At 34.4% G+C, this 21198-nt stretch carries 18 protein-coding genes; 3 read left to right on the forward strand and 15 right to left on the reverse strand.

Going from position 1 to position 21198, the window contains the following annotated elements:
- From Q7P22_RS03800 to purR, 10 genes are all read right to left on the reverse strand, one after another.
- A partial coding sequence (locus Q7P22_RS03800) for a polysaccharide biosynthesis protein (RefSeq protein WP_303860830.1) occupies positions 1–1260 on the reverse strand: 1260 nt, incomplete at its 3' end.
- A gap of 125 nt (positions 1261–1385) precedes the next feature.
- Complete coding sequence (spoVT, locus tag Q7P22_RS03805) at positions 1386–1934, reverse strand: stage V sporulation protein T (protein WP_303860832.1); 549 nt, start codon at positions 1932–1934, stop codon at positions 1386–1388.
- A gap of 74 nt (positions 1935–2008) precedes the next feature.
- Positions 2009–2944 carry a peptidyl-prolyl cis-trans isomerase gene (locus Q7P22_RS03810; RefSeq protein WP_303860834.1) on the reverse strand — a complete coding sequence of 312 codons (936 nt, stop codon included), beginning with the start codon at positions 2942–2944 and terminating at the stop codon, positions 2009–2011.
- A gap of 17 nt (positions 2945–2961) precedes the next feature.
- Entirely contained in the window at positions 2962–4431 is a 1470-nt protein-coding gene (locus Q7P22_RS03815) for a peptidylprolyl isomerase (protein WP_303860836.1), read from the reverse strand.
- A gap of 82 nt (positions 4432–4513) precedes the next feature.
- Complete coding sequence (gene mfd / locus Q7P22_RS03820) at positions 4514–7996, reverse strand: transcription-repair coupling factor (RefSeq protein WP_303860838.1); 3483 nt, start codon at positions 7994–7996, stop codon at positions 4514–4516.
- 297 nt (positions 7997–8293) lie between these two features.
- The gene (gene pth / locus Q7P22_RS03825) at positions 8294–8851 is read right to left on the reverse strand and encodes an aminoacyl-tRNA hydrolase (RefSeq protein WP_303860841.1); all 558 of its coding nucleotides are present in this window, start codon (positions 8849–8851) and stop codon (positions 8294–8296) included.
- 18 nt (positions 8852–8869) lie between these two features.
- On the reverse strand, positions 8870–9817 hold the full coding sequence (locus tag Q7P22_RS03830; RefSeq protein ID WP_113920012.1) for a ribose-phosphate pyrophosphokinase: 948 nt from the start codon (positions 9815–9817) through the stop codon (positions 8870–8872).
- A gap of 34 nt (positions 9818–9851) precedes the next feature.
- On the reverse strand, positions 9852–11213 hold the full coding sequence (gene glmU, locus Q7P22_RS03835) for a bifunctional UDP-N-acetylglucosamine diphosphorylase/glucosamine-1-phosphate N-acetyltransferase GlmU (protein WP_303860846.1): 1362 nt from the start codon (positions 11211–11213) through the stop codon (positions 9852–9854).
- A 256-nt stretch (positions 11214–11469) separates the two neighbouring features.
- Complete coding sequence (gene spoVG / locus Q7P22_RS03840; protein ID WP_113920010.1) at positions 11470–11775, reverse strand: septation regulator SpoVG; 306 nt, start codon at positions 11773–11775, stop codon at positions 11470–11472.
- A gap of 315 nt (positions 11776–12090) precedes the next feature.
- The gene (gene purR, locus Q7P22_RS03845; protein ID WP_303860852.1) at positions 12091–12918 is read right to left on the reverse strand and encodes a pur operon repressor; all 828 of its coding nucleotides are present in this window, start codon (positions 12916–12918) and stop codon (positions 12091–12093) included.
- Positions 12919–13304: 386 nt separating this feature from the next.
- Here purR and murC point away from each other — a divergent pair, with 386 nt between their 5' ends.
- Complete coding sequence (murC, locus tag Q7P22_RS03850) at positions 13305–14720, forward strand: UDP-N-acetylmuramate--L-alanine ligase (protein ID WP_303860855.1); 1416 nt, start codon at positions 13305–13307, stop codon at positions 14718–14720.
- 48 nt (positions 14721–14768) lie between these two features.
- On the opposite strand, the gene Q7P22_RS03855 is transcribed toward murC, so the two are convergent.
- A complete protein-coding gene (locus Q7P22_RS03855) occupies positions 14769–15134 on the reverse strand; it encodes a metal-dependent transcriptional regulator (protein WP_303860858.1) in 366 nt (121 codons plus the stop codon).
- A gap of 154 nt (positions 15135–15288) precedes the next feature.
- Positions 15289–15768, reverse strand: a complete 480-nt coding sequence (locus tag Q7P22_RS03860; protein WP_303860861.1) for a QueT transporter family protein — start codon at positions 15766–15768, stop codon at positions 15289–15291.
- A gap of 170 nt (positions 15769–15938) precedes the next feature.
- Here Q7P22_RS03860 and Q7P22_RS03865 point away from each other — a divergent pair, with 170 nt between their 5' ends.
- Complete coding sequence (locus tag Q7P22_RS03865) at positions 15939–17255, forward strand: patatin-like phospholipase family protein (protein WP_303860864.1); 1317 nt, start codon at positions 15939–15941, stop codon at positions 17253–17255.
- Between the two features lie 108 nt (positions 17256–17363).
- Here the strand turns inward: Q7P22_RS03865 and Q7P22_RS03870 are convergent, their stop codons facing one another.
- On the reverse strand, positions 17364–17867 hold the full coding sequence (locus Q7P22_RS03870; RefSeq protein WP_303860867.1) for an SEC-C metal-binding domain-containing protein: 504 nt from the start codon (positions 17865–17867) through the stop codon (positions 17364–17366).
- 277 nt (positions 17868–18144) lie between these two features.
- Here Q7P22_RS03870 and Q7P22_RS03875 point away from each other — a divergent pair, with 277 nt between their 5' ends.
- On the forward strand, positions 18145–18522 hold the full coding sequence (locus Q7P22_RS03875; RefSeq protein ID WP_303860870.1) for a class II SORL domain-containing protein: 378 nt from the start codon (positions 18145–18147) through the stop codon (positions 18520–18522).
- Between the two features lie 220 nt (positions 18523–18742).
- Here Q7P22_RS03875 and Q7P22_RS03880 read toward each other — a convergent pair whose 3' ends face one another.
- Entirely contained in the window at positions 18743–19030 is a 288-nt protein-coding gene (locus Q7P22_RS03880; RefSeq protein WP_303860873.1) for a DUF503 domain-containing protein, read from the reverse strand.
- A gap of 241 nt (positions 19031–19271) precedes the next feature.
- Entirely contained in the window at positions 19272–21194 is a 1923-nt protein-coding gene (locus tag Q7P22_RS03885; RefSeq protein ID WP_303860876.1) for an aconitate hydratase, read from the reverse strand.
- Positions 21195–21198: the final 4 nt, after the last annotated feature.

A 21198-nucleotide genomic window follows, 5' to 3' on the forward strand; every position in this document is an offset into this window, starting at 1 on the left:
AACCATACCGTCAATATTTAGCTCTGGAATAGCTATCAATGTATAGTTTAATATAAACTTGATGATCGTTCCTATTACAATATCTTTCATAACTCGCTTAAATACATTCATTGCTTGTAAAATAGTCTGAAGCGTTGCTACCATCATAATGAATAGAATAGAAAGAGAACTGTAAGACAAGATATGCCCACCATAAATCGAATCATTAAAAATCATACTAAATATTTGGTCCGAAAATAAGCTTAAACCTACAATACAGGGAAAGCCTACCATGAATATAATTCTCATTGCAGACTCTGTTTTTCTGCAAATAGATGCCATATCTTTTCTCACATAGGATTCTGTTATAGCTGGAAGAATTGCTGTAGATACAGCCATACTTATGGTCATAGGAATATTGATTAAAGTGCCCGCATTAGAGTAGTCTCCAAACATTTTAGTAGCATCTTTAAGAGCAATCCCTGCCATAGCCAATCGAGGTGCATATGTAACAGAATTGACCATACCATTGAGAGATAATAACAAAGATGTTATAGAAACAGGAACTGCAACAGACAAAAAGCTCTTCACGATGGTTTGCACACTGTCTATAGATTGGTTTGAATTTAAACCAATCGTACTTTTTTTCTGATATCTTGTGTAAGCAGCAAATAGAACTACTAAGCCAACTGCCTCGCTTATAGATATGGCAATAGTAGCTCCACCAGCTCCTAACGAAGTATTATAAGTATTGGTCATATAATAACAAAGGGGCACTCCTACTAACAATCGCGCAAGGGACTCCGCTATTTGAGATTTAGCTGTGGGATCCATTTTATTCATACCCTGGAAATATCCTCTAATAATACATACAAAGACGATAAATAAAGGTGCGAAGGACAAGCCAATTAGAGGATAGTAGGTATTTGGATCCCAACCTGCAAAAGCAATAAAGGACTTACCATAAAAGATAATAGTATAAGTAAAAAAAGCCCCTATTAAACTCAAGAGCACTGTCACTACGACCATAATCTTATTGATGGTTTTTGTCTGGCCTAAAGTGCGCTTTTCAGCAATCATCTTTGACAAGGTTATGGGTACTGCCGCTATAATAAAACTTAAGACAAAATTGAGCACAAAAAACGTATTATAATAAAGGCCCATGGCATAACTACCTAAAATCTTTGTTATAGCCGCTTTATAAAAAAGCCCTATAAAACGCGACAAAAGCCCTCCAATAGCTAATATTCCCGCACCACGTACATAGGAATTTCGTGACATATAAGTAACCCCCGTATGTTTATGTTTTGGCTATCAATAAAACATACGCTTATAAATAAAAAATATTCGTCAAAAGCCTTGCTTTTGACGAATATTTTAGCACATTACATCCTATCCGCAGATGCTTACTGCTCCATCTGTTTCCCTAAGAAACTTGAGCCAATTTCTGCGATTTTCACTTCATTATCGGTTATTTTAATACTACTATCTTCTGATAATAATATTAAGGCCCCGATAGGATCCCCTTGAGCTACGATAGGAGATATAACACAGACAAATAATTCCTCATCTTCATCCACTAATAAAGTGTATTCACTTCCTGTAGACTTTTCCCCTATTACAGTTCTTCGATTTTCTATTACCTTCTCTATCTGAGGACCAATCTTTTTGTTTAGCAAATTTTTCTTTGGTAAGCCCGAAATAGCTATAATATTATCACGATCGCATATACACACTATATACTTGGCCGTCTGAAATATAGACTCTGCATATTCTTGAGCAAATTTTCCCAATTCGCCTATAGGAGAGTATTTTTTTAAGATTACTTCTCCTTGTCGATCCGTATAGATTTCCAATGGATCTCCTTCTCTTATATGCAAAGTTCGTCTTATTTCCTTTGGTATAACTATTCTGCCTAAATCATCTATTCTTCTAACAATACCGGTTGCTTTCAAATTATTACCTCCTAATAGATACTGTTGTCTAAAATTTAGTATTCTATTAGATTGGTGTTTTTATTCAAATTTTTCTAATTTAACCTGATATCGTAATTTTTCATTTGACCTTCTATATAATTTTTGTAGGCCTGATCTTTCGTTTCTTTTAGAAGATCTTTTTCCACTTTTGTCATTACTTGTTCATAGGGTATTGGCTCTTGAATGTTTTCGTCATAAACATAGATAATATGGTACTTTCCTTGACTCTCGAAAACCGAGCTCATTTGGCCTACTTTCGTAGAAAAAACAATTTCAGAATACTCTTTTTCATTGCTACTGTAGTATACCGTACCTAAGTCAGAGGTATTTACACCATTTTTATCTTCAAATTCTTTTAGCGCTTCTTCAAAACTCAAATCCTTCTTTTTAATCTCATTATAAATTTTCTGTACCGTATTTTGGTCTTCAGCTTCAATATCCATAATGGATTTCATACTGTAATTATAATACTTTATATGCTCGTCATAATAATTTGAGATTTCTTCAGCGTTTACGGATATACTTTCCGTTATCTTTTCATATAATTTAGAGATGTATTCATTTTCTTTAGCCAAGCCTAAAAGATACTCGTCAAAAGTATCTCTATCCTGATCTTTTCCCTTTAAGAACTCATTATACTTTTCATTACCTCCGTATAAGGCGATAATGGTCTCTATAAGAGAATCCCTTTGAGCTAAAGCTTCTTTTTCTTGTATTTCAATGCCTTCATTTTTTGCTACATCCACTAATACATAAGATTCTACCAATTTGTTTATGAGTTTTTTCTCTAAATCCTTCCGGGTTTCACCGCCACTAGGAAAATCGTAGCCATTTATTCTATAGCTTATCTCCGTCAAGACTAATTGCCTATTTAATTGTTCCTTTACGATCTTCTTATCATTGATTGTAGTTACAACCTCTGTATTCGATGCGCAGCCACTAATCATAAGTAGAATTACTAGTACAAAGACAATCTGTGCTCTTCTCACCAGAGAACCTCTTTCCCCTAATTTAATACTTTCGGATAGGTTTTTACTTTGTATTCCTCTTTCAAATTATCAATAAAGCTCTCAAAAGGGTCTACAATTTCCTTGATTTTAACGTCCCCATCCTTTAAAATTTTATCTTTATAAGAATTTAATTTGGTATTTACTTTTTCATTTAGCAGATTTTCTTTTATTTCATCCGTCTTTTCTTTTAAAGTAGGAAGCTCTACTATATTTTTGTCATAAACATAAATGATGTGATAACCGAAATCTGTTTTTACTACATCACTAATCTGACCTGGTTCTAATTTAAAGGCTACCTTCTCAAATTCGGCTACCATTTTTTTATATCCAAATTCGCCTAAGTCTGCAGCTTCTGATACCTCTTCATGATCTTGATACTTTTCTAAAGCGGCTTCAAAACTATCTGCATCCTTTATTTCACCTTTAATGGTCTTTGCTAAGTCTTCTGAAGTAGTTAATATATGTTTAGCAGATACTGTACTCGCATTATAAGATTCTTTGTTCTCTTTGTAATAGGTTTCAATTTCCTTTTTTGTTACATCTATATCTTTTTTGAAATTTTCACTTATCGTTTTCTCATAAAGTCTTGTTAAAGCATCTGATTTCGTTAGCTCATCGTATCTCGCTTCTGAAATATAATAACTCTTTAAATAACTTGTGATGTCTTCACCATAAAAACTTTCAAATTGTGATTTAATCTCCGCTTGTTTTTCAGTGAGTGCTTTATCATCGATTTTTATGCCTTGCTTTTCCGCATCTTTTCGAATTAAATAAGAGGTTGCCATTTGATTTTGCACTTGATTATAAGTTGCTTTAATAGATTCTTCATCTGTAGGCAAACCACTACCGGTAGTCATGTAATAGTTTAACTCTACCTGAGATAAATAATAGTACATTTCATCTTTGATCAATTTTTCGTCATCTACAGTAACCGCAACCTTTTTCGCTTCCTTACCGCTGTCAAAAAGCTCATTTGTATACACTTCAATAAAGGCATTTGCATAGTTTATGTCTTCTGTATAGATTTTAATGAAGTCTTCATATTCTTCTTGAGTAAGGTTTCGATCTGTAATAAACTTTTTATACTCTTCTTCCGTTTCAAAACCAGACTTTAAATTAGAGATCGTAGCTTCTACTTGGCTTTGGATTTCTTTTGAGTCCATTTCAGGGTCTTTTTTTACCCCTTCCGCTCTTAACAAATCTATCTCAACTAATGTATCCAGTAGCTCTTCCTTTAAAGTAGTTAGTTCTTCATCCTTTGGCATTTCATAACCATTTAGATGATAAACCATCTCATAATAAGTTAATAGCTCTGTAAATTCTTTTTTGGTAACTTTCCCATCCTTTGTTTCATATACGACTCTTTTCATATCTTGCTCTGGATTTACCTTAACCATACTGCATCCACTAAATCCAATGATAAGAGCAAGTATGAACGCTACTAGAGTACTCTTTTTCTTAATCAAATTGTTTCCTCCCTTAAATAGATTGACTGTTTGAGAAACAGAGAAGGCTCTGTTCCTTACAGTTCAATTGTTCATTAAACCATTATATCGAATTTCCTTGGTTTTTAATAGCCTTAATCTTCTCTACAAACTCTTTTAGGCCAATGAGAACACCTCTGTCATGTACAGATTTTTTCAATATAAGACTTGTATTTCCAGATCGATCCGTATTAAATTGTACAGGATATTTCTTAATTATTTCTTTAATCTCATCCATGCTTAAAAAGAAGCTGTTTTCAAAGGTGAAGACAATCTGATTATTTATTCCTTTGATTTTGTCCATACCTAAGCTTGAAGCCATTTTTTTAATATAGGAAATATACAGAAGGTTTTGAACGCTTTTTGGTAGATCTCCATATCTGTCTTCAATATCTTCTTCAATTTGATTCAATTCTGCTTGGCTTTCAATACCAATAATCTTTTTATACAATTGGTATTTTTGTTTTTCACTTTCCACATAGGTAGATGGAATATAAGCGTCTACATCTAATTCTATTGTAGTATTGATTTGTATTGGAGTCTCTTCTCCCTTTAACTCTTTTACTGCCTCATCTAAAATCTTACAGTACATATCGTAACCAACAGTAGTTAAGTGACCATGCTGTTTAGACCCTAGCATGCTGCCTGCCCCTCTAATTTCCAAATCTCGCATAGCTATTTTAAAACCTGAACCAAACTCTGTAAAATCCTTAAGAGCTTTCAGCCTTTTTTCTGCGATTTCACTAAGGGTTTTGTCCTTTCGATAAGTAATATAAGCATAGGATAATCTATTTGAACGACCTACTCTACCTCTTAGCTGATATAGCTGAGAAAGTCCCATATGATCTGCATCCTCTATAATGATTGTGTTGGCATTTGAAATATCAAGTCCCGATTCAATAATCGTAGTACATATTAAGATGTCGTATTCGTTATCCATAAAGTCTATCATTATATTTTCTAATTTTGTCTCACTCATTTTTCCGTGAGCTACGGCAATCCTCGCCTCTGGTACCATCCTTGATACCTTTGCAACTATTGTTTCAATATCATAAACCTTATTATGAACATAGTAGACTTGGCCGTTTCTAGCCAATTCTCGATTGATGGCGTCTCGTATGAGTATTTCATTGTATTCCATGATATACGTCTGTACTGGCGTTCGATTATGAGGAGGTTCGTTTAGTATACTCATATCCCTTGCACCTATTAAGGACATGTGAAGAGTCCTTGGTATAGGCGTAGCACTGAGGGTTAAGACATCTATATTGGTCTTTAATTCCTTAATCTGCTCTTTATGCTTAACGCCAAAACGTTGCTCTTCATCCACGATAAGTAGCCCTAAATCGTGATATCTTACATCTTTTGATAGTAAGCGATGTGTTCCAATGATAATGTCTACCTGATTTCGTTTTATATCCTCGATAATTTGCTCTTGCTGCTTTTTTGTCCTGAAGCGAGAAAGCATTTCTATGCGTATAGGATAGTCTTCAAATCGAGCCATAAAGCTATTATAGTGTTGTTGTGCAAGGATGGTTGTAGGTACCAACATGGCAACTTGTTTATTATCCATAATGCATTTAAACGCTGCTCTTATAGCTACTTCTGTCTTACCATAACCTACATCTCCACAGATTAGGCGGTCCATAGGCATATCGGATTCCATATCTCCTTTTACATCTTCAATAGCCAGAAGCTGATCTCCAGTCTCCTCATAAGGAAATTTTTCCTCAAATTCCCTGGTCCAATTACTGTCTTTTGAAAAAGCATAGCCTTTTGCTTTTCTTCTCTTTGCATAAACTTCTAGCAATTCTTTGGCCATGTCCGTTACGGATTCTTTTGTCTTTTGCTTTGATTTCTTCCATTCTACACTACCCAATTTATTGACTTTAGGTTTTTTATCGCCAAAACCAATATAAACTTGTACAGAGTCCATTTGATCTACTGGAATATAAAGCTTATCCCCTTTAGCATATTTTAAATGGAGATAGTCCTTTTTCACACCTTCAACTGCAATCTGCTCTATTCCAGCGTATACACCAATACCATGAGTATCGTGTACAATATAATCTCCTGCTTTTAAATCTGTAAAAGATTCTATCTTTTTCCCTTTTTTATTTTTCTTTTTCTTTTTGCTCTTTATCTTTTCCTTAAAGATATTTCGGTCAGATAAAGCGACTAATTTGTCTTCATACAAGACAAATCCCTTTTCTAAATTCCCTTGTACAATGTTTACTTTTTTGCTTAATATATTTTCCTTTTGAATATAACCTTCTATGCTGTAATTTGAGAGCATTTCAGCTATATTATTGCATCTACTCTTGTCTTGCCCGAGGATAATTACTGTATAGGCTTCTTTTTTCCATTGGGCCAATTGATCCATAAACTCGGGAACTTTTCCATAAAAAGAATAGACCTCTTTAGAATTCACTTCGATTATAGATTGTGGTTTAATAAAATTAAACCTCTTACTTAAGCCTTGAAAATCAATAGTCTTCTTATCCTGTAAAAAATCTTGTACTTGTTCAAAAGCAAAAAAGCGCTGAAAAAAATTAGGAAAGATTTCGCCTCTTTCCAATAAACTTTGAAAGTCTTCTTTTAATTGACTTGAAAAACTCTCAAATTGGTTATTAAATCGATCTCCTTCAAAAAATAAAAAATAAGTGTCTTGACTAAAGTAATGAATTAAAGAACATAGTTCCCCTTTGTAATAGGGTATTAATCCCTCTAGATTTTCTACTTGTCCATTGATGTAATTTTCTGTTAGATTTTCTAAACGTATCTCTCGTTCTCCAACCTTCTTCTTTGACTTCTTCATATCTTTCTGTAGCGAGTCATAAAGTTCCTGTTTTTCATAATCTTTAAACAGGATTTCATGAGCAGGTGAGAGCCTTAGTTTATCTAGCTTTTCCATAGATTGTTGGTTTTCTATATCAAACACCCGAAGGGAGTCAATTTCATCATCAAAAAATTCCACTCTAATGGGATTCTTGTCAATAATATTAAATACATCGACAATCCCCCCCCTAACCGAAAATTGTCCTGGATTTTCTACCATTTCGCAACGTTGATAGCCAAAATCTGTGAGCAATTTCACAAAATCATCCATTTCAATGATTTGCCCAACTTTTATGGTTTTAAATAATTTCTTGTATTCCTTTGGAGGCATTAATTTTTTAAATAAAGATTCTAGTGGTGTAACGATAATTCTTTTTTTGTGAGAAAGAATTTCATTAAAAGCTCGAATTCGATCGTGAGTCAATTCTTTACTATGAGAGTTGACAAAATAAAAATGACTGGGCTCAGAATGAAGGCAGATAGCAACTCCAGGAGAAATTTCGTTAAGGCTTGTAGTGATTTTTTCCCCTTGTAGCTCATTTTCGCATATGAGAAGAATATTCTCCTTTTCCAGTAAATTTACTGCATAGACTAGGGCTAGACCTTCATCAATATTGGCTATTCCCACATGATCTTTACTATTTAGTTCCTCCACTAAATGACTATAGGATTTTGTACTTCGTACTACATCTTGTAACAAATTCTTCATTATTCACCTCTAAATACCACTAGCCCGGCTTTAAGAACCGGGCATAGGTGTTTCGTCTCTACACTTTTTGCAAGGTAGAAATCGTTTTTCTTATTAGATTATGCTGCTTAACGTACTAGCTTTTAACAATAGTCAAACGATTGTAACACAATTGTTCAAGTGTCGTTTAAAACTTATCTCACCTAAAGGCGAATTTTCCCGTCCAACCACCTAACCATCACCTTAGAATCTTCTACGTCGATTCTGTGACCGTGACACTCGCCAAATGAAAGCTAACTCTTTCATTTGCCGAGTTGTTTATCGTATATTATACTTATTCATACAAGGATTTATGCCTTCTTTTACAAAAAATAGGGCTGCTTTTGCTGCTTTTTCAACGGTCTCTTTTACAATGGATAACTCGTCAGAAGTAAATTTGCCTAAAACGTATTTATCTAATGGTATATTGTCCTGTTTTCCAATACCTAATCGTATTCTGGCCATTTTATCGCTTTTTAGATGGTAAATGACAGAACGCATTCCATTGTGTGTTCCCGCGCTGCCTTTTTGCCTTATTCGCATTTTTCCTACATCAATGTCAATATCATCGTAAATAATCAAAAGATCTTCCATATCCAAATCGTAGTAATCTACTACATCAAATACACTTTCTCCACTTAAGTTCATAAAGGTCTGAGGCTTTACTAGAAGGACCTTTTCGCCATCTAAGAAAAATGTTCCTATAAGAGATTTACCCTTTGATTTAAAGTGCACCGCATAACTATCAGCAATAGCATCGATGACTTGAAATCCTATATTATGTCTCGTATGGGCATACTGGTCTCCAGGATTGCCTAAACCAACTATTGCTTTCAAAGAATCACCTGTTTCTAATTAGTCGAATAGTTTACTCAAAGATTTGCTATCATGAACTCGCTCGATAGCTTTTGCAAAAATGGGTCCTACTGATAATATGGTCATTTTATCGAGTTTCTTTTCTTCTGGAATTTGTATTGTATTAAGTACAACAACTTCTTTAATATTATCCGTTTTCAATCTTTCTATAGCTGGACCTGAAAGCACACCATGAGTACATACTGTGTACACATTTTTAGCTCCTAATTTTATAAGTGCCTCTGCTCCATTGCATATGGTTCCAGCAGTATCAATCATATCATCTATTACAATACAGTTTTTTCCTACGATATCTCCGATAATATTCATTACTTCAGAGACATTTGCCTTAGGTCTTCTCTTATCAATGATAGCAAGAGGTGCCTCAAGCTTCTGGGCAAGCAATCTTGATCTCTTTACACTACCTGCATCTGGTGAAACAACTACTAAATCCGAAAGATTTAATTCATTGAAATAATCTGCTAAAATATTCATACCTAATAAATGATCTACAGGCACATTAAAAAATCCTTGAATTTGAGTTGCATGTAAATCCATAGTGATTACACGATCTGCTCCTGCTACTGTAATTAAATCTGCTACTAATTTTGCAGTAATAGGATCTCGAGATTTTGCTTTTCGATCTTGTCTTCCATATCCATAATAAGGGATTACTGCATTGATTCTTCCTGCAGATGCTCTCTTCATTGCATCGATAATGATTAACAGTTCCATTAAATTGTCGTTAACTGGATTAGATGTAGACTGAATTACGTAGACATCAGCTCCTCTTACCGTTTCATTAACATTAACTGAGATTTCTCCATCACTAAAAGTTTGAATTGTTGCATTGGTCAACGGAATGTCTAATATTTGTGATATCTCCTGTGCAAGTATGGGATTAGAATTTCCCGCAATTAGCTTCACTCCCTGAAATTTACCATCCATTATAAACTATTTCCTCCTTAGAATATGTGTTCTTTTATTTATTTTTTATATAGCCTACTTTATTAATTTGTTTACATCGTGCAATAGCTAAAGTATCCTCTTCAACAGGTTCTGTTATTGTGGAACCTGCTGCAATGTATGAACCTTTTTTTATATTAGCTGGTGCGATTAAATTTACATTGCATCCTATAAAGCAATCATCCTCTACTATGGTTTGATGCTTTTTCTTCCCATCGTAGTTTACAAATACTACTCCACAACCTAAATTTACCCCAGAGCCTACTTTAGCATCTCCTATATAGGTTAAATGTGATGCCTTTGTATCATTTCCTATAGTGCTATTTTTAACCTCGACAAAATCTCCTATTTTAACCCTTTCTCCAATGGTACAATTAGGGCGAATATAGGCGTATGGACCGACTTTTGTCTCGTTCATGATTTCGCTCTCAAGTACTGTAGAACTTTGAATATCTACTCTATCTCCAATTTGACTACTGACAATTTTACAATTTGTACCAATAGTGGTTTTTTCTCCGATAACAGTATCGCCTTCAATTATCGTTCCAGGATAGATAATCGTATCTCTACCTATGATAACATCTGCACCGATATAAGTACAGTTTGGATCAATAATAGTAACCCCAGCGTCCATTAATTTATTATTAATTCGCCTTCTCATAATGAAATCGGCTTCAGCTAATTCTCTCTTTGAATTGACTGCTTTAATATCTTCTTCACAAGTATTATATACCCCTGCTATAAGATGATCTTTTTTCATGATTTCAATTACATCTGTCAGGTAGTATTCTCCTTGTGCATTATCATTTGTCAATTTAGATAATGCATCTACAAGATCCTTTCCTTTAAAACAGTATACCCCTGAGTTAATTTCTTGTATTTGCTTTTCCTGTTCAGTAGCATCTTTTTGTTCGACAATTTTCAGCAAATTTCCACTTTGGTCTTTAACTATCCTACCATATCCATGAGGACTTTTTGTAGTAGCAGTTAATACCGTTACACTATTTTTATTTTCTTCATGAAGCTTTATAAATTTATCTAATGTGTGAGAAGATATTAAAGGTGCATCTCCCATAAGAACGATAATATTGCTTTCAAGATTTTCTTCTAATATGTCTTTTGCCTGCATAATGGCATGACCTGTTCCTAATTGCTGTTCTTGAAGAACGTACTCTACTGTATCTTCTAAAGCTTTTCGAATTTCTTCGTGTTTATGACCTACTACTACGTATTTTTTTGTTATAGATGCATCTGTGCAATGGTCTAGTACATGCTGAATCAACGATTTTCCGCAAATTTTATGTAAAACTTTCGGCATATCGGATTTCATTCTTGTCCCTTGTCCTGCAGCTAAAATAATCGCAATATTTTCCTTCATTGATACCCTCTCCTTTAAAAGCATACTGCACACTTATTATATAGATTTTTATAATTTTTGTATAGGAAAAAATATAGTCGCTAGTCCTTAACCACTAGCTTGCATGGATTCCTCTTAAGCTCTATGGCTACTTTAAGTAGCCTTTATGCTAGGGACTAAAGACTAGGGACTTCCTTTTAGCTTGTTCTTTCCCGACCAACCGTTTAGAACATGCAAAAAAGAGGGGGTATCCCCTCTTTCTTCATGTACTTGATTCTTATTCTTCCTCTGTTGCTACAACACCTTCTGCTTCTACAAACTCTTCTTCTAATAATACTGCGTTGTACTTATCCAATACAGCATCTTGAATCATAGTACGAGTATTCATATTAATGGGATGCGCAATGTCTTTAAAATCACCATCTGGTGTCTTTCTACTTGGCATTGCAATAAAATAACCATTTTGTCCTTCTATTACTTTGATATCGTGTACAACGAATTGATCATCAAATGTAACAGAGACTATCGCTTTCATCTTTCCATCTTTAGAAATTTTTCTAATACGTACATCAGTAATTTGCATATTATGTCCCCCCTCAGGATCTTATGTATAGGTATATATATATTATTCGATATAAACTTTAAAACTCCTTCTTTTTTTTAAAAACTTTTTTATTATTTTTCACAAAGTAGGGAAAAGCGCCTTCGGCGCTTTCGTTCTAAGTTATATATGTTGTAAGCTCTATGTAAATGATTTAGGTCACCAATGGTGACCGTTGCCCTTAAGTATTTACATATCAATAAGAACTTTATTCAAAGGGAGAAGTTTCCTACTAGAGAGCTATGCGAAAACAGTGCTTTTGCTGTAGTTTCTGAAGTGATGCTATCTAACTAGTAATTAAAGTACAGTATCCCCCTTTTTATAAGGCACAATTTCAATCGCTTCACTGTTTGAGTTTAGATTTTTGAGAATCATTAGAGGCTCGTAGTCTTTTATTAGTTTGTTTTGAGGTGCTTCAGATGCTATTAATACAGAAATGCCTTCTACAATAGTATTAAATTCTTTTAATAAATTTATTATTCCTAAGGCAGTACCTCCACCCTTCATAAAATCATCTACAATAATGACCTTTGATCCATCTTTTAAAGATCTCTTTGGCAAAGAAATCGTGCGGACTGTGCTGCTGGTCCCTGAAACATAATTAATGCTGACAGTTGCTCCATCTGTCACCTTATTACCTCTTCGAACAATTACTAAGGGGCGATTCAAATACTTAGCAGTCATCATGGCGATCGGAATCCCTTTAGTCTCCATGGTCACTACATAATCGATATCCTTATAAATATAATCTCCAGCAATAATTTTTCCAATTTTATCTACGTATTGTGAGGAATAAATAATATCTGTATAATATAAATACCCTCCGGAGATGATGCGATTTTGATCTTGGAGCATGGTACACATTTCATCAATAAACTGCTCTCTATCACGGTCATCTAAAACAGGAATGTATTTAACTCCACCAGCAGCACCTGAGACGGTTTCTACCTTTCCCATCTTCAATTCCTCTATTGTCTTTTTGACTACAGATACATCTTCGCTAATACTTGACTTTGCAGCAGCTAATAATTGACTAAAATAATTATACGTAATCACTTGATTTGGATGATCTGCTAAAACTTTTATAATAGCTCCTATCCGTTCGTTTCTTTTAAATTTCTCCATTCTACACCCCTAAACACGAATATTAAACAAATGATATCTTAATTTCATTCATATTTCAACTAGATTTCACAGGTTTTTTTAAAATAAAAATAAAATAAGTGAGTAATATTTCCTATGTGGTATAATATTCGTGCAAGCAAATTAACGGACAAAAATCAAAACCTTTTCTGTGCTTGCACAAGAAAACGAGTTGATCGTGCAAGTCTGACATGGGTGCCACGAATACTTATCCGCACCGCTTTGCTCTTTCATAATGAAGTGACACTCCAAGCGACCGATGCAACGTAAGCTGTGGAGACAATCTGCAGAATTTATTTAAAGTATAATATTCTGAAGAAAATGGTAATAATAATAATAGTGGACTATTTGTAACTGGGGGTTTTATAATGAAGTTTTATTTAGAAAAAATGTTAAATAAAAAAATTAATTTAGTACATTTTATAGGCATTGGTGGCACTAGCATGAGTGGACTAGCCCAAATAACTATGAACAAAGGCATAGGTGTTTCTGGTTCAGATATGAAAAGCTCAAACTATACAGAAAAGTTAGTCGCTAAAGGAGCGAAAATCTACATAGGTCATGATGAAAAAAATATTACTGACAATTGTGATTTGGTTGTTTACTCTGCTGCGATCAACGGAGAAAATCCCGAAATATTAAAGTCAAAAGAGCTAAACATCCCTTTAATGGAGCGTTCGGACTTTTTGGGAGCATTGACAAAAGATTTTGGCGAAACCGTCGCTGTAGCAGGTACCCATGGTAAGACCACTACCTCATCTATTGTTTCGTCTCTATTATTTAATGCAGATTTAGATCCTACTGTAAGCATTGGTGGTAGTTTAGACTTAATAGGTGGAAATTATCGAGTTGGTCAAAGTGAATATTTTGTAACAGAAGCATGTGAATACGTAGATAGCTTTTTAAAATCTCATCACAAAATTGGTATTATTCTCAACATTGAATTAGACCACATTGATTACTTTAAAGATCTAGACCACATGAAGAAATCTTTTCATCAATTTGCAAAGATCCTTCCATCTGACGGGGTCTTAATCGCATATGGAGATTCAAAAGATGTTTTAGATGTGACAAAGGACTTAGACTGTGCCGTGGTGACTTTTGGACTAAAAAACACCAATCAATGGCAAGCCATGAATATTACCTATGATCACTTAGGAAAACCAAGTTTTGATGTATACAATAATAGCAGTTTATTCGGGCATTTTAAATTAGATATACCAGGCGAACACAATATACTCAATTCTCTAGCCTCTATTATTTGTGCCAATCACTTAAATATTTCAAAGGAAATTATAGAAGACACTTTGTCCAGTTTCCAAGGTGCTCATAGACGTTTTGAGTTTAGAGGCGAAGTAAATAATATTAAAGTATTTGAAGATTATGCTCATCATCCTACAGAACTAAAAGTTACGGTTAGTGCTTGTACCAACTATGACTACAATAAATTATGGGTAGTTTTCCAAGCACATACCTTCTCGAGAGCTTACTATTTCTTTGATGATTTTGTAAACTCCTTTAAGGGTGCAGATTTTGTTATTATCAATGATATTTACTCTGATAGAGAAGCTAATTCTTTTAATATTCATGCAGAAGACTTGGTTAAAGCAGTAGAAGATCGATTAGGAATACCTGCAAAACATATTAGTGAATTTAAGGACATTGTCAAATACCTTGTAGACAATACGGTAAAAGATGATTTTGTACTAGTAGCAGGATCTCAAACAATTAATCAAGTAGCATTTGATTTAGTAGATGCTTTAAAAGAAAAGTACGAGAGTTAAACTCTCGTACTTTTCTTTTAGCATCAGTGCTACTAAACGCTTTTACTGCTAATGACTGTTATTAAGGTAATTTTTTATTCCTTGAATGGTGTCGTCGCTGATTACGTGTTCTATTTTACATGCATCCTCTTCTGCTACTTCTTCAGATACTTTTGCGGTCCTCATTAAAAAGGCTGTGAGTAATTGATGCCTTTCAAATATGGATTCTGCTTTTTCTCGACCTTCATCTGTTAAATTGATTAAACCGTGTTCATCAACTATTATATAGCCTGAATCCTTTAGTATACCTACTGCACGACTTACACTAGGCTTGCTAAAATCAAGTTCTCTTGCAATGTCAATGGATCTTACGGAACCATTTCTCTTATGAAGAACAAAAATAGTTTCTAAATAATTTTCTCCAGATTCATACATGCTGTTTCCTCCATATGATTACTATAACATAGCCTTATAGATGATCTTATTTCTTTAAAAATAATTTTGCAAGAATTTCTAAATCACTAAAACATCTACTTACTACTACATCTATCATATCCTATTTTCCAAAAATTTTCCAGAGGTTCCGAACTTAATCTTGGATGTTCTCTTTTAGGATACTATTCTTATCAATATACAACAACAATGGATACCCTAGAACATATGTAACAATAGCTTGCCCAAGCCCTACATAAAGCACGGAAGGAAGGTATGGAACACCTAGTGCTTGCCATAATACATATGGAACCACTAGTGCATTGACGATAATTGAGGGAAGAGGCAAAAATGCTTTCGTCTTTATTTTAGATGCCCAAAGAGCTGCCACAAGGGTACTTAAACTTCCTAAAACTACATCAAGCATACCTAAAGGGCTGCCAAAAAAGTTGGCTAACAAACACCCAATAAAGAGCCCTGGAATAGATGCCTTTGTAAAATAAGGCAATACTGTAAGAGCCTCCGATATCCTCATCTGCAAACTCCCATAACTTAAAGGGGCCACGAGTACTGTTACTGCCGCATAGATGGCGGCGATAATACCTGCTTTTGCGATAAAACGCACTTTCTCATACATTTCTTTTCCTCCATAGTTTTATTTTGCGACAGGATGGTTTCGAACTGTCGTAGATTCTTATTCTATACTTTTTATGATGTGATTTCAAGTGAACATACCATATTCTATTTTGTGACAAATAGAATATGGTATAATGTAAACAACAAAATCCAAATCAGGAGTTGATTACTATGGAATACGGTTTAGTCCTTGGTGGTGGGGGAACTATGGGATCTTATGAAATTGGTGTGTGGAAGGCTTTAAAAGAATTAGGTATCAATATTACTGCCGTTTCTGGAACTTCTATAGGCGCTATTAATGGTGCTATTATCGCTCAAAACAATTTAGAATGGGCTATAGATTTTTGGACTAATTTAAAAACTGAAGATGTGTTCTCTATCGATAAAGAGTCTTTAGAAAAATATAATTCTGAGTGGGTAAAACTAGATTTTCGCACTCTTTTATCTACTTTTAGAACATTGCTCTCCGACGGTGGCTTAGATATTAGCCCTTTGAAAGAGAATATGAATAAGTATATAAGTGAAGATAAGATTCGAAAATCCCCCATTAAACTAGGCTTAGTAACCATATCCCTTACAGATTTAAAACCTATAGAGCTGATGATTGATCAAATACCTGAGGGAAAATTAAACGACTATTTACTAGCTAGTGCAGCTTTACCTACATTTAAAAAACATGAAATTGATGGCACTGTTTTTTTAGATGGAGGCTTCTATGATAATCTTCCTGTAAAACTTCTTACTTCATGTGGTTATGAAAACTTAATTACAGTGTCTCTTGTGGGCTTTAATATTAAAACAAAAACAAAAGCAAAAGACTTAAATATCATAAACATTGAACCCTCTAATTCACTCGGGGGAATATTAGACTTTACTCCTAATTTAATGAGGAGTAATATTCAATTAGGGTATCTAGATACTTTAAGAAAATTTGGTAGATTAAGCGGGTCTTATTATTATATTGATCTTGAGAAGGAAGATACGTATTACGACAAGTTTGCTGAGAATTTGGGAAACCCTCTAAAGAGTGAAGTAAATAAAAAGCTTCCCTTACTCCTTGGTATCGATTCTATTGAATCTAAATTCGATTTAATACCACCTATACTAAATCTCCTTAACCGTACAAAGTATAAAAACAAGAGCATCCCCTTAAGTTTACTGGAGATTACAGCTAATCAACTCAATATAGAGCGTTTAAAAGTATATAAACCTAGTGAACTTATTCGAGAAATCTTACTTGCCGTAAACGATTTAATACAAGATAATATTCAACTCATTAGGAGCACAGACAATATCGTAAACATCTTTAAACCATCTAAGGAATTACCTACTATTCCATTAACTAATAATATTAAGTTTATGAGCTATTACATGTACTTTATTAGTTTACAGACCAGTTCCGTAAATCTCATGACTAAACTAGTAAGTCTTTTCTCTCCAGAGACGGTGTTGTCGACTATTACTTTGCTCTATTTGACGGATAAATAAACAGCCTAGCAAAACTAGGCTGTTTTGTTGTAAATTTTATGTTGTAGGTAATGGGGTTGAATGGTTGGTTCGTTAGTGGTTGAGCGGTTTGCTCACCACCTCACCGCCTTAATTCGCTCCACAGCACTTCTTATACTTCTTCCCACTTCCACATGGACATGGGTCATTTCTGCCTACTTTGTTTGTGTTGACAAAAGTTTTTGATTTACTGTACTCTTTTGTGATTTCTTTTCTCTCTTTTTCTGTAAAGATATTAGACCATTCTTCTAGATTGTAAAGCCATTCTGCTGGAACTGCTAACATGTTTTTATAAAGCTCTCTAAAATTAATTTCTAATGTAATAGTGCTCTCTTCTTCTAATGAAGATATGTCTAAAGAATCCTTTATGCTATCATTGATTCCATCTAAAAAACCTATGAAGTATGGGATTTCCATATTGTATTTTTGAGCTAATTCCTTTACTGTTCCTTCTACAACAGCATTCTTATTTGCAAGTATACCTTGGTAAATATTCTTTTCTTGTTCGCAATAATCGACCCAAAAATCCCGCTGTTTTTCTTCATCTGTTGATGCTTCTTCAATTATTTTTTTCCATTGTTCATGTAAACTCATTTGTACCCTCCATTTTTGAACTCCCTGCTACGAATCCCTAACAAGTGGACTCGAGCATTCTTTTTTAGTTATTTTAGCTCATTTAAGTAGTATAAACTGATTGTTAACCGTTGACAGTTTTCCTTTTTTCTCATTGGAATTATATACGATAATCAATTTTTTTACAATGAATAACTACATATTAATCGAAATATAATAATATTACTGTCAATTGTTTATATTCTTGGATATTGGGTATATCTAAATTGAACAAAGATTAGAATGGAGTGATTTTAATATGCATCATTTATTAGCAGAAACGATACAAAGCGGAGATTGGAAAAATGAAAAACACGTACCAGTAATTACAGCACCTCAAAGTGTTAAAAAAGATGAGGCCTTTGACGTCGTAGTAAGCATCGGCAACGAAATCTCTCATCCCAATACATTAGAACATCACATTGTATGGATTAAAGTTATGTTTAAACCAGAAGGAAGCAAATTCCCTATAGAAATTGGAAATGTAAATTTCAGCGCTCACGGCGAATCTGAAGTCTACAGCGACTATTATGGAGTAGTAAAGACAAAAGTACAAACATCAGGTACACTTTACGCACTAAGCTATTGCAATATTCACGGATTATGGCAATCCTCTTCCGATATTAAATGTGATTAGTCCCCTTCCCCAATAATTATATAAACAAGAAAAAGTCAATGGATTTATTTAATCTATTGGCTTTTTCTTGTTTTGGTGGACCATTGCTTCGTTGAATGAAAGAATACAAGCTAAAAAGAAGCCCCTAGCATAAAGCCTACTCAAAGTAGCCATAGAGCTTAAAAGAACCATGCAATCTAGCGACTAAAACTAGTAGCTATAAAAATGGTCTCAGCCGTTTTTACATATGCACTTCCTCCCTCAGAATATCATAAACCTCAATATAAGGATTAGATTCAATGTAACCAAGGATATTATTTAATTTTTTATCTGCGTCCTTTAAATTTAAAGAACAAAAGACAAAGCTAAGCTGAGACTTTTGCCAAAAATCCTGAAAATCGCTTTCTATAATAGAAATAAAATACTTTTTCTTCGTTCGTTCAATAATGCTCTTTACCACACTTCGCTTTTCTTTTAACGTTGTAGCATCCTGTATGCGCATCTCCACTTGACAAATTAAAGCAACCACTTTTTATACCACCCCTTTATTTCTACTTTACTATATTGTACCCCTTTTGGGGAACAGTAGTTGAGTAATCGTCAATACTATAGGGCTAGGCTTTGTAGGTCAAAGATCCTTTGCTACGCTCAGGATGACTAGCACAAGGGAAAGTCCTATCCAATCAAAAAAAACGCTTTTCAGCGCTTTTTTGATGTGTTAGAAGGCGATCATAATGCCACCACTAGTGATGCAGGTTTTTCTGACCACCTTATTTATTTTCCTTCATCATATTAATCAATCCGCCTGCAAAAATCATTTCTTTTTGGCGATCTGTAATATCTAGGACTACTTTAATTTCTTTTCCAGTTGTTTCATTTTTTACAATGAGCTCTTTAGCCTCTACTCCAACTAATATATTGTCTAGTGATAAGCTATCTCCTAGATTTAATCCATCATAGTCTTTTTCATCTTTAAAAATCAATGGAAGTATTCCATTATTTATTAAATTATTCTTGTGGATTCTAGCAAAGGATTTTGCTATTACTGCCTTAATTCCTAGATACAATGGGGCAAGAGCTGCATGTTCTCTACTTGAACCTTGTCCATAATTGTGACCTGCTACAATGATTCCGCCACCTTGTTCTTTTGCCCTCGCTGGGAACTCAGGATCACATGGTGTCAAACAGTAATCTGATAAGTAAGGAATATTCGATCTATATGGCAATAGTTTTGCATTAGATGGCATAATATGGTCTGTAGTAATATTGTCTTCTACAACGATCAAGACATTTTTATGAATGTTTTCTTTTAATTTTTCTGTTTTAGGGAATGGCTTAATATTTGGTCCTTTTATAACCTCTACTTCTTCCCCAGTTGGCGCAACAAACATATTGTCATGTACTTTAAATTCTTTCGCTACTTCTACACCTGCTACAGCCTCATCTACTTTACCTACAGGATTTGTAATTACCCCATGGATAGCTGATATAGCAGCTACTTCAGGGCTTACTAAGTAAACATCTGCATCTGTCGTTCCAGAACGTCCCTTAAAGTTTCGGTTAAATGTTCTTAAAGAAATGCCTTTTGTATTTGGCGATTGTCCCATACCTATACATGGACCACAACCACATTCTAGTATTCTTGCACCTGCATCGATCATCTTGGCTAAATAACCGTTTTCTGCAAGCATATTTAGTACTTGTTTTGAACCTGGAGAGATTACTAGGGATACTTCTTCTGCTACCGTATTGCCTTCAAGAATGCTCGCCACCTTCATTAAGTCGTATAATGAGGAGTTCGTACAAGAACCTATCGCTACTTGATTGATTTTCATTCCCTCTAGTTCATCTATAGGCTTTATATTGTCAGGACTGTGTGGCGCTGCTGCCATAGGTATTAATTGGTCTAAATCTATTACAGTCTCTTCGTCATAGATGGCATCTGCATCTGCATTTAGAGGGATAAAATCTTCCTCTCTCTTTTGTGCTGTAAGGAAAAGCTTCGTCTCTTGGTCAGATGGAAAAACAGACGTAGTCGCACCTAATTCAGCACCCATGTTGGTAATAGTAGCTCGATCTGGTACAGATAAGGATTTTACACCTTCTCCAACGTATTCAAAAACTCTATTGATTCCACCTTTTACAGTAAATCTCTTTAACACTTCTAATATGATGTCTTTTGACGTTACTCCTGGTTGTAACTTCCCTTTTAGCTCTACTTTTACGATCTCAGGCATTGTAATATAGTATTCGCCACCAGCCATAGCAACCGCTACGTCAAGACCTCCTGCACCAATGGCCAACATACCTATACCTCCACCAGTTGGTGTGTGGCTATCAGAACCTAGTAACGTTTCACCTGGCTTGCCAAATCGTTCGATATTGACTTGATGACATATTCCATTACCTGGTTTAGAAAAAATTATACCGTGTTTTTTAGCTACAGTTTGAATGTAAATATGGTCATCCATGTTTTCTGGGCCCGTTTGTAGCATATTGTGATCAATGTATGCAATAGACTTTTTTGTCTTTACTTTAGGCACATCCATCGCTTCAAATTGAAGATAAGCCATTGTTCCAGTAGAATCTTGTGTTAGTGTATTGTCAATTCGAATTCCAATTTCTGTACCTCGAACCATTTCTCCTACCACTAAATGTTCTTTGATAATTTTTTCCGTTAGCGTTAATCCCATTTTG

Source organism: Alkalibaculum bacchi, from assembly GCF_937875145.1.
GTDB classification, from domain to species: Bacteria; Bacillota; Clostridia; order Eubacteriales; family Alkalibacteraceae; genus Alkalibaculum; species Alkalibaculum bacchi_A.

Bases quoted from the DNA above. Each gene is read 5' to 3' on its own strand.
- mfd (WP_303860838.1), bottom strand. From the start codon at position 7,996: ATGAAGAATTTGTTACAAGATGTAGTACGAAGTACAAAATCCTATAGT.
- Q7P22_RS03830 (WP_113920012.1), bottom strand. From the start codon at position 9,817: ATGGATGGTAAATTTCAGGGAGTGAAGCTAATTGCGGGAAATTCTAAT.
- glmU (WP_303860846.1), bottom strand. From the start codon at position 11,213: ATGAAGGAAAATATTGCGATTATTTTAGCTGCAGGACAAGGGACAAGA.
- spoVG (WP_113920010.1), bottom strand. From the start codon at position 11,775: ATGCAAATTACTGATGTACGTATTAGAAAAATTTCTAAAGATGGAAAG.
- purR (WP_303860852.1), bottom strand. From the start codon at position 12,918: ATGGAGAAATTTAAAAGAAACGAACGGATAGGAGCTATTATAAAAGTT.
- murC (WP_303860855.1), top strand. From the start codon at position 13,305: ATGAAGTTTTATTTAGAAAAAATGTTAAATAAAAAAATTAATTTAGTA.
- Q7P22_RS03855 (WP_303860858.1), bottom strand. From the start codon at position 15,134: ATGTATGAATCTGGAGAAAATTATTTAGAAACTATTTTTGTTCTTCAT.
- Q7P22_RS03860 (WP_303860861.1), bottom strand. From the start codon at position 15,768: ATGTATGAGAAAGTGCGTTTTATCGCAAAAGCAGGTATTATCGCCGCC.
- Q7P22_RS03865 (WP_303860864.1), top strand. From the start codon at position 15,939: ATGGAATACGGTTTAGTCCTTGGTGGTGGGGGAACTATGGGATCTTAT.
- Q7P22_RS03870 (WP_303860867.1), bottom strand. From the start codon at position 17,867: ATGAGTTTACATGAACAATGGAAAAAAATAATTGAAGAAGCATCAACA.
- Q7P22_RS03875 (WP_303860870.1), top strand. From the start codon at position 18,145: ATGCATCATTTATTAGCAGAAACGATACAAAGCGGAGATTGGAAAAAT.
- Q7P22_RS03885 (WP_303860876.1), bottom strand. From the start codon at position 21,194: ATGGGATTAACGCTAACGGAAAAAATTATCAAAGAACATTTAGTGGTA.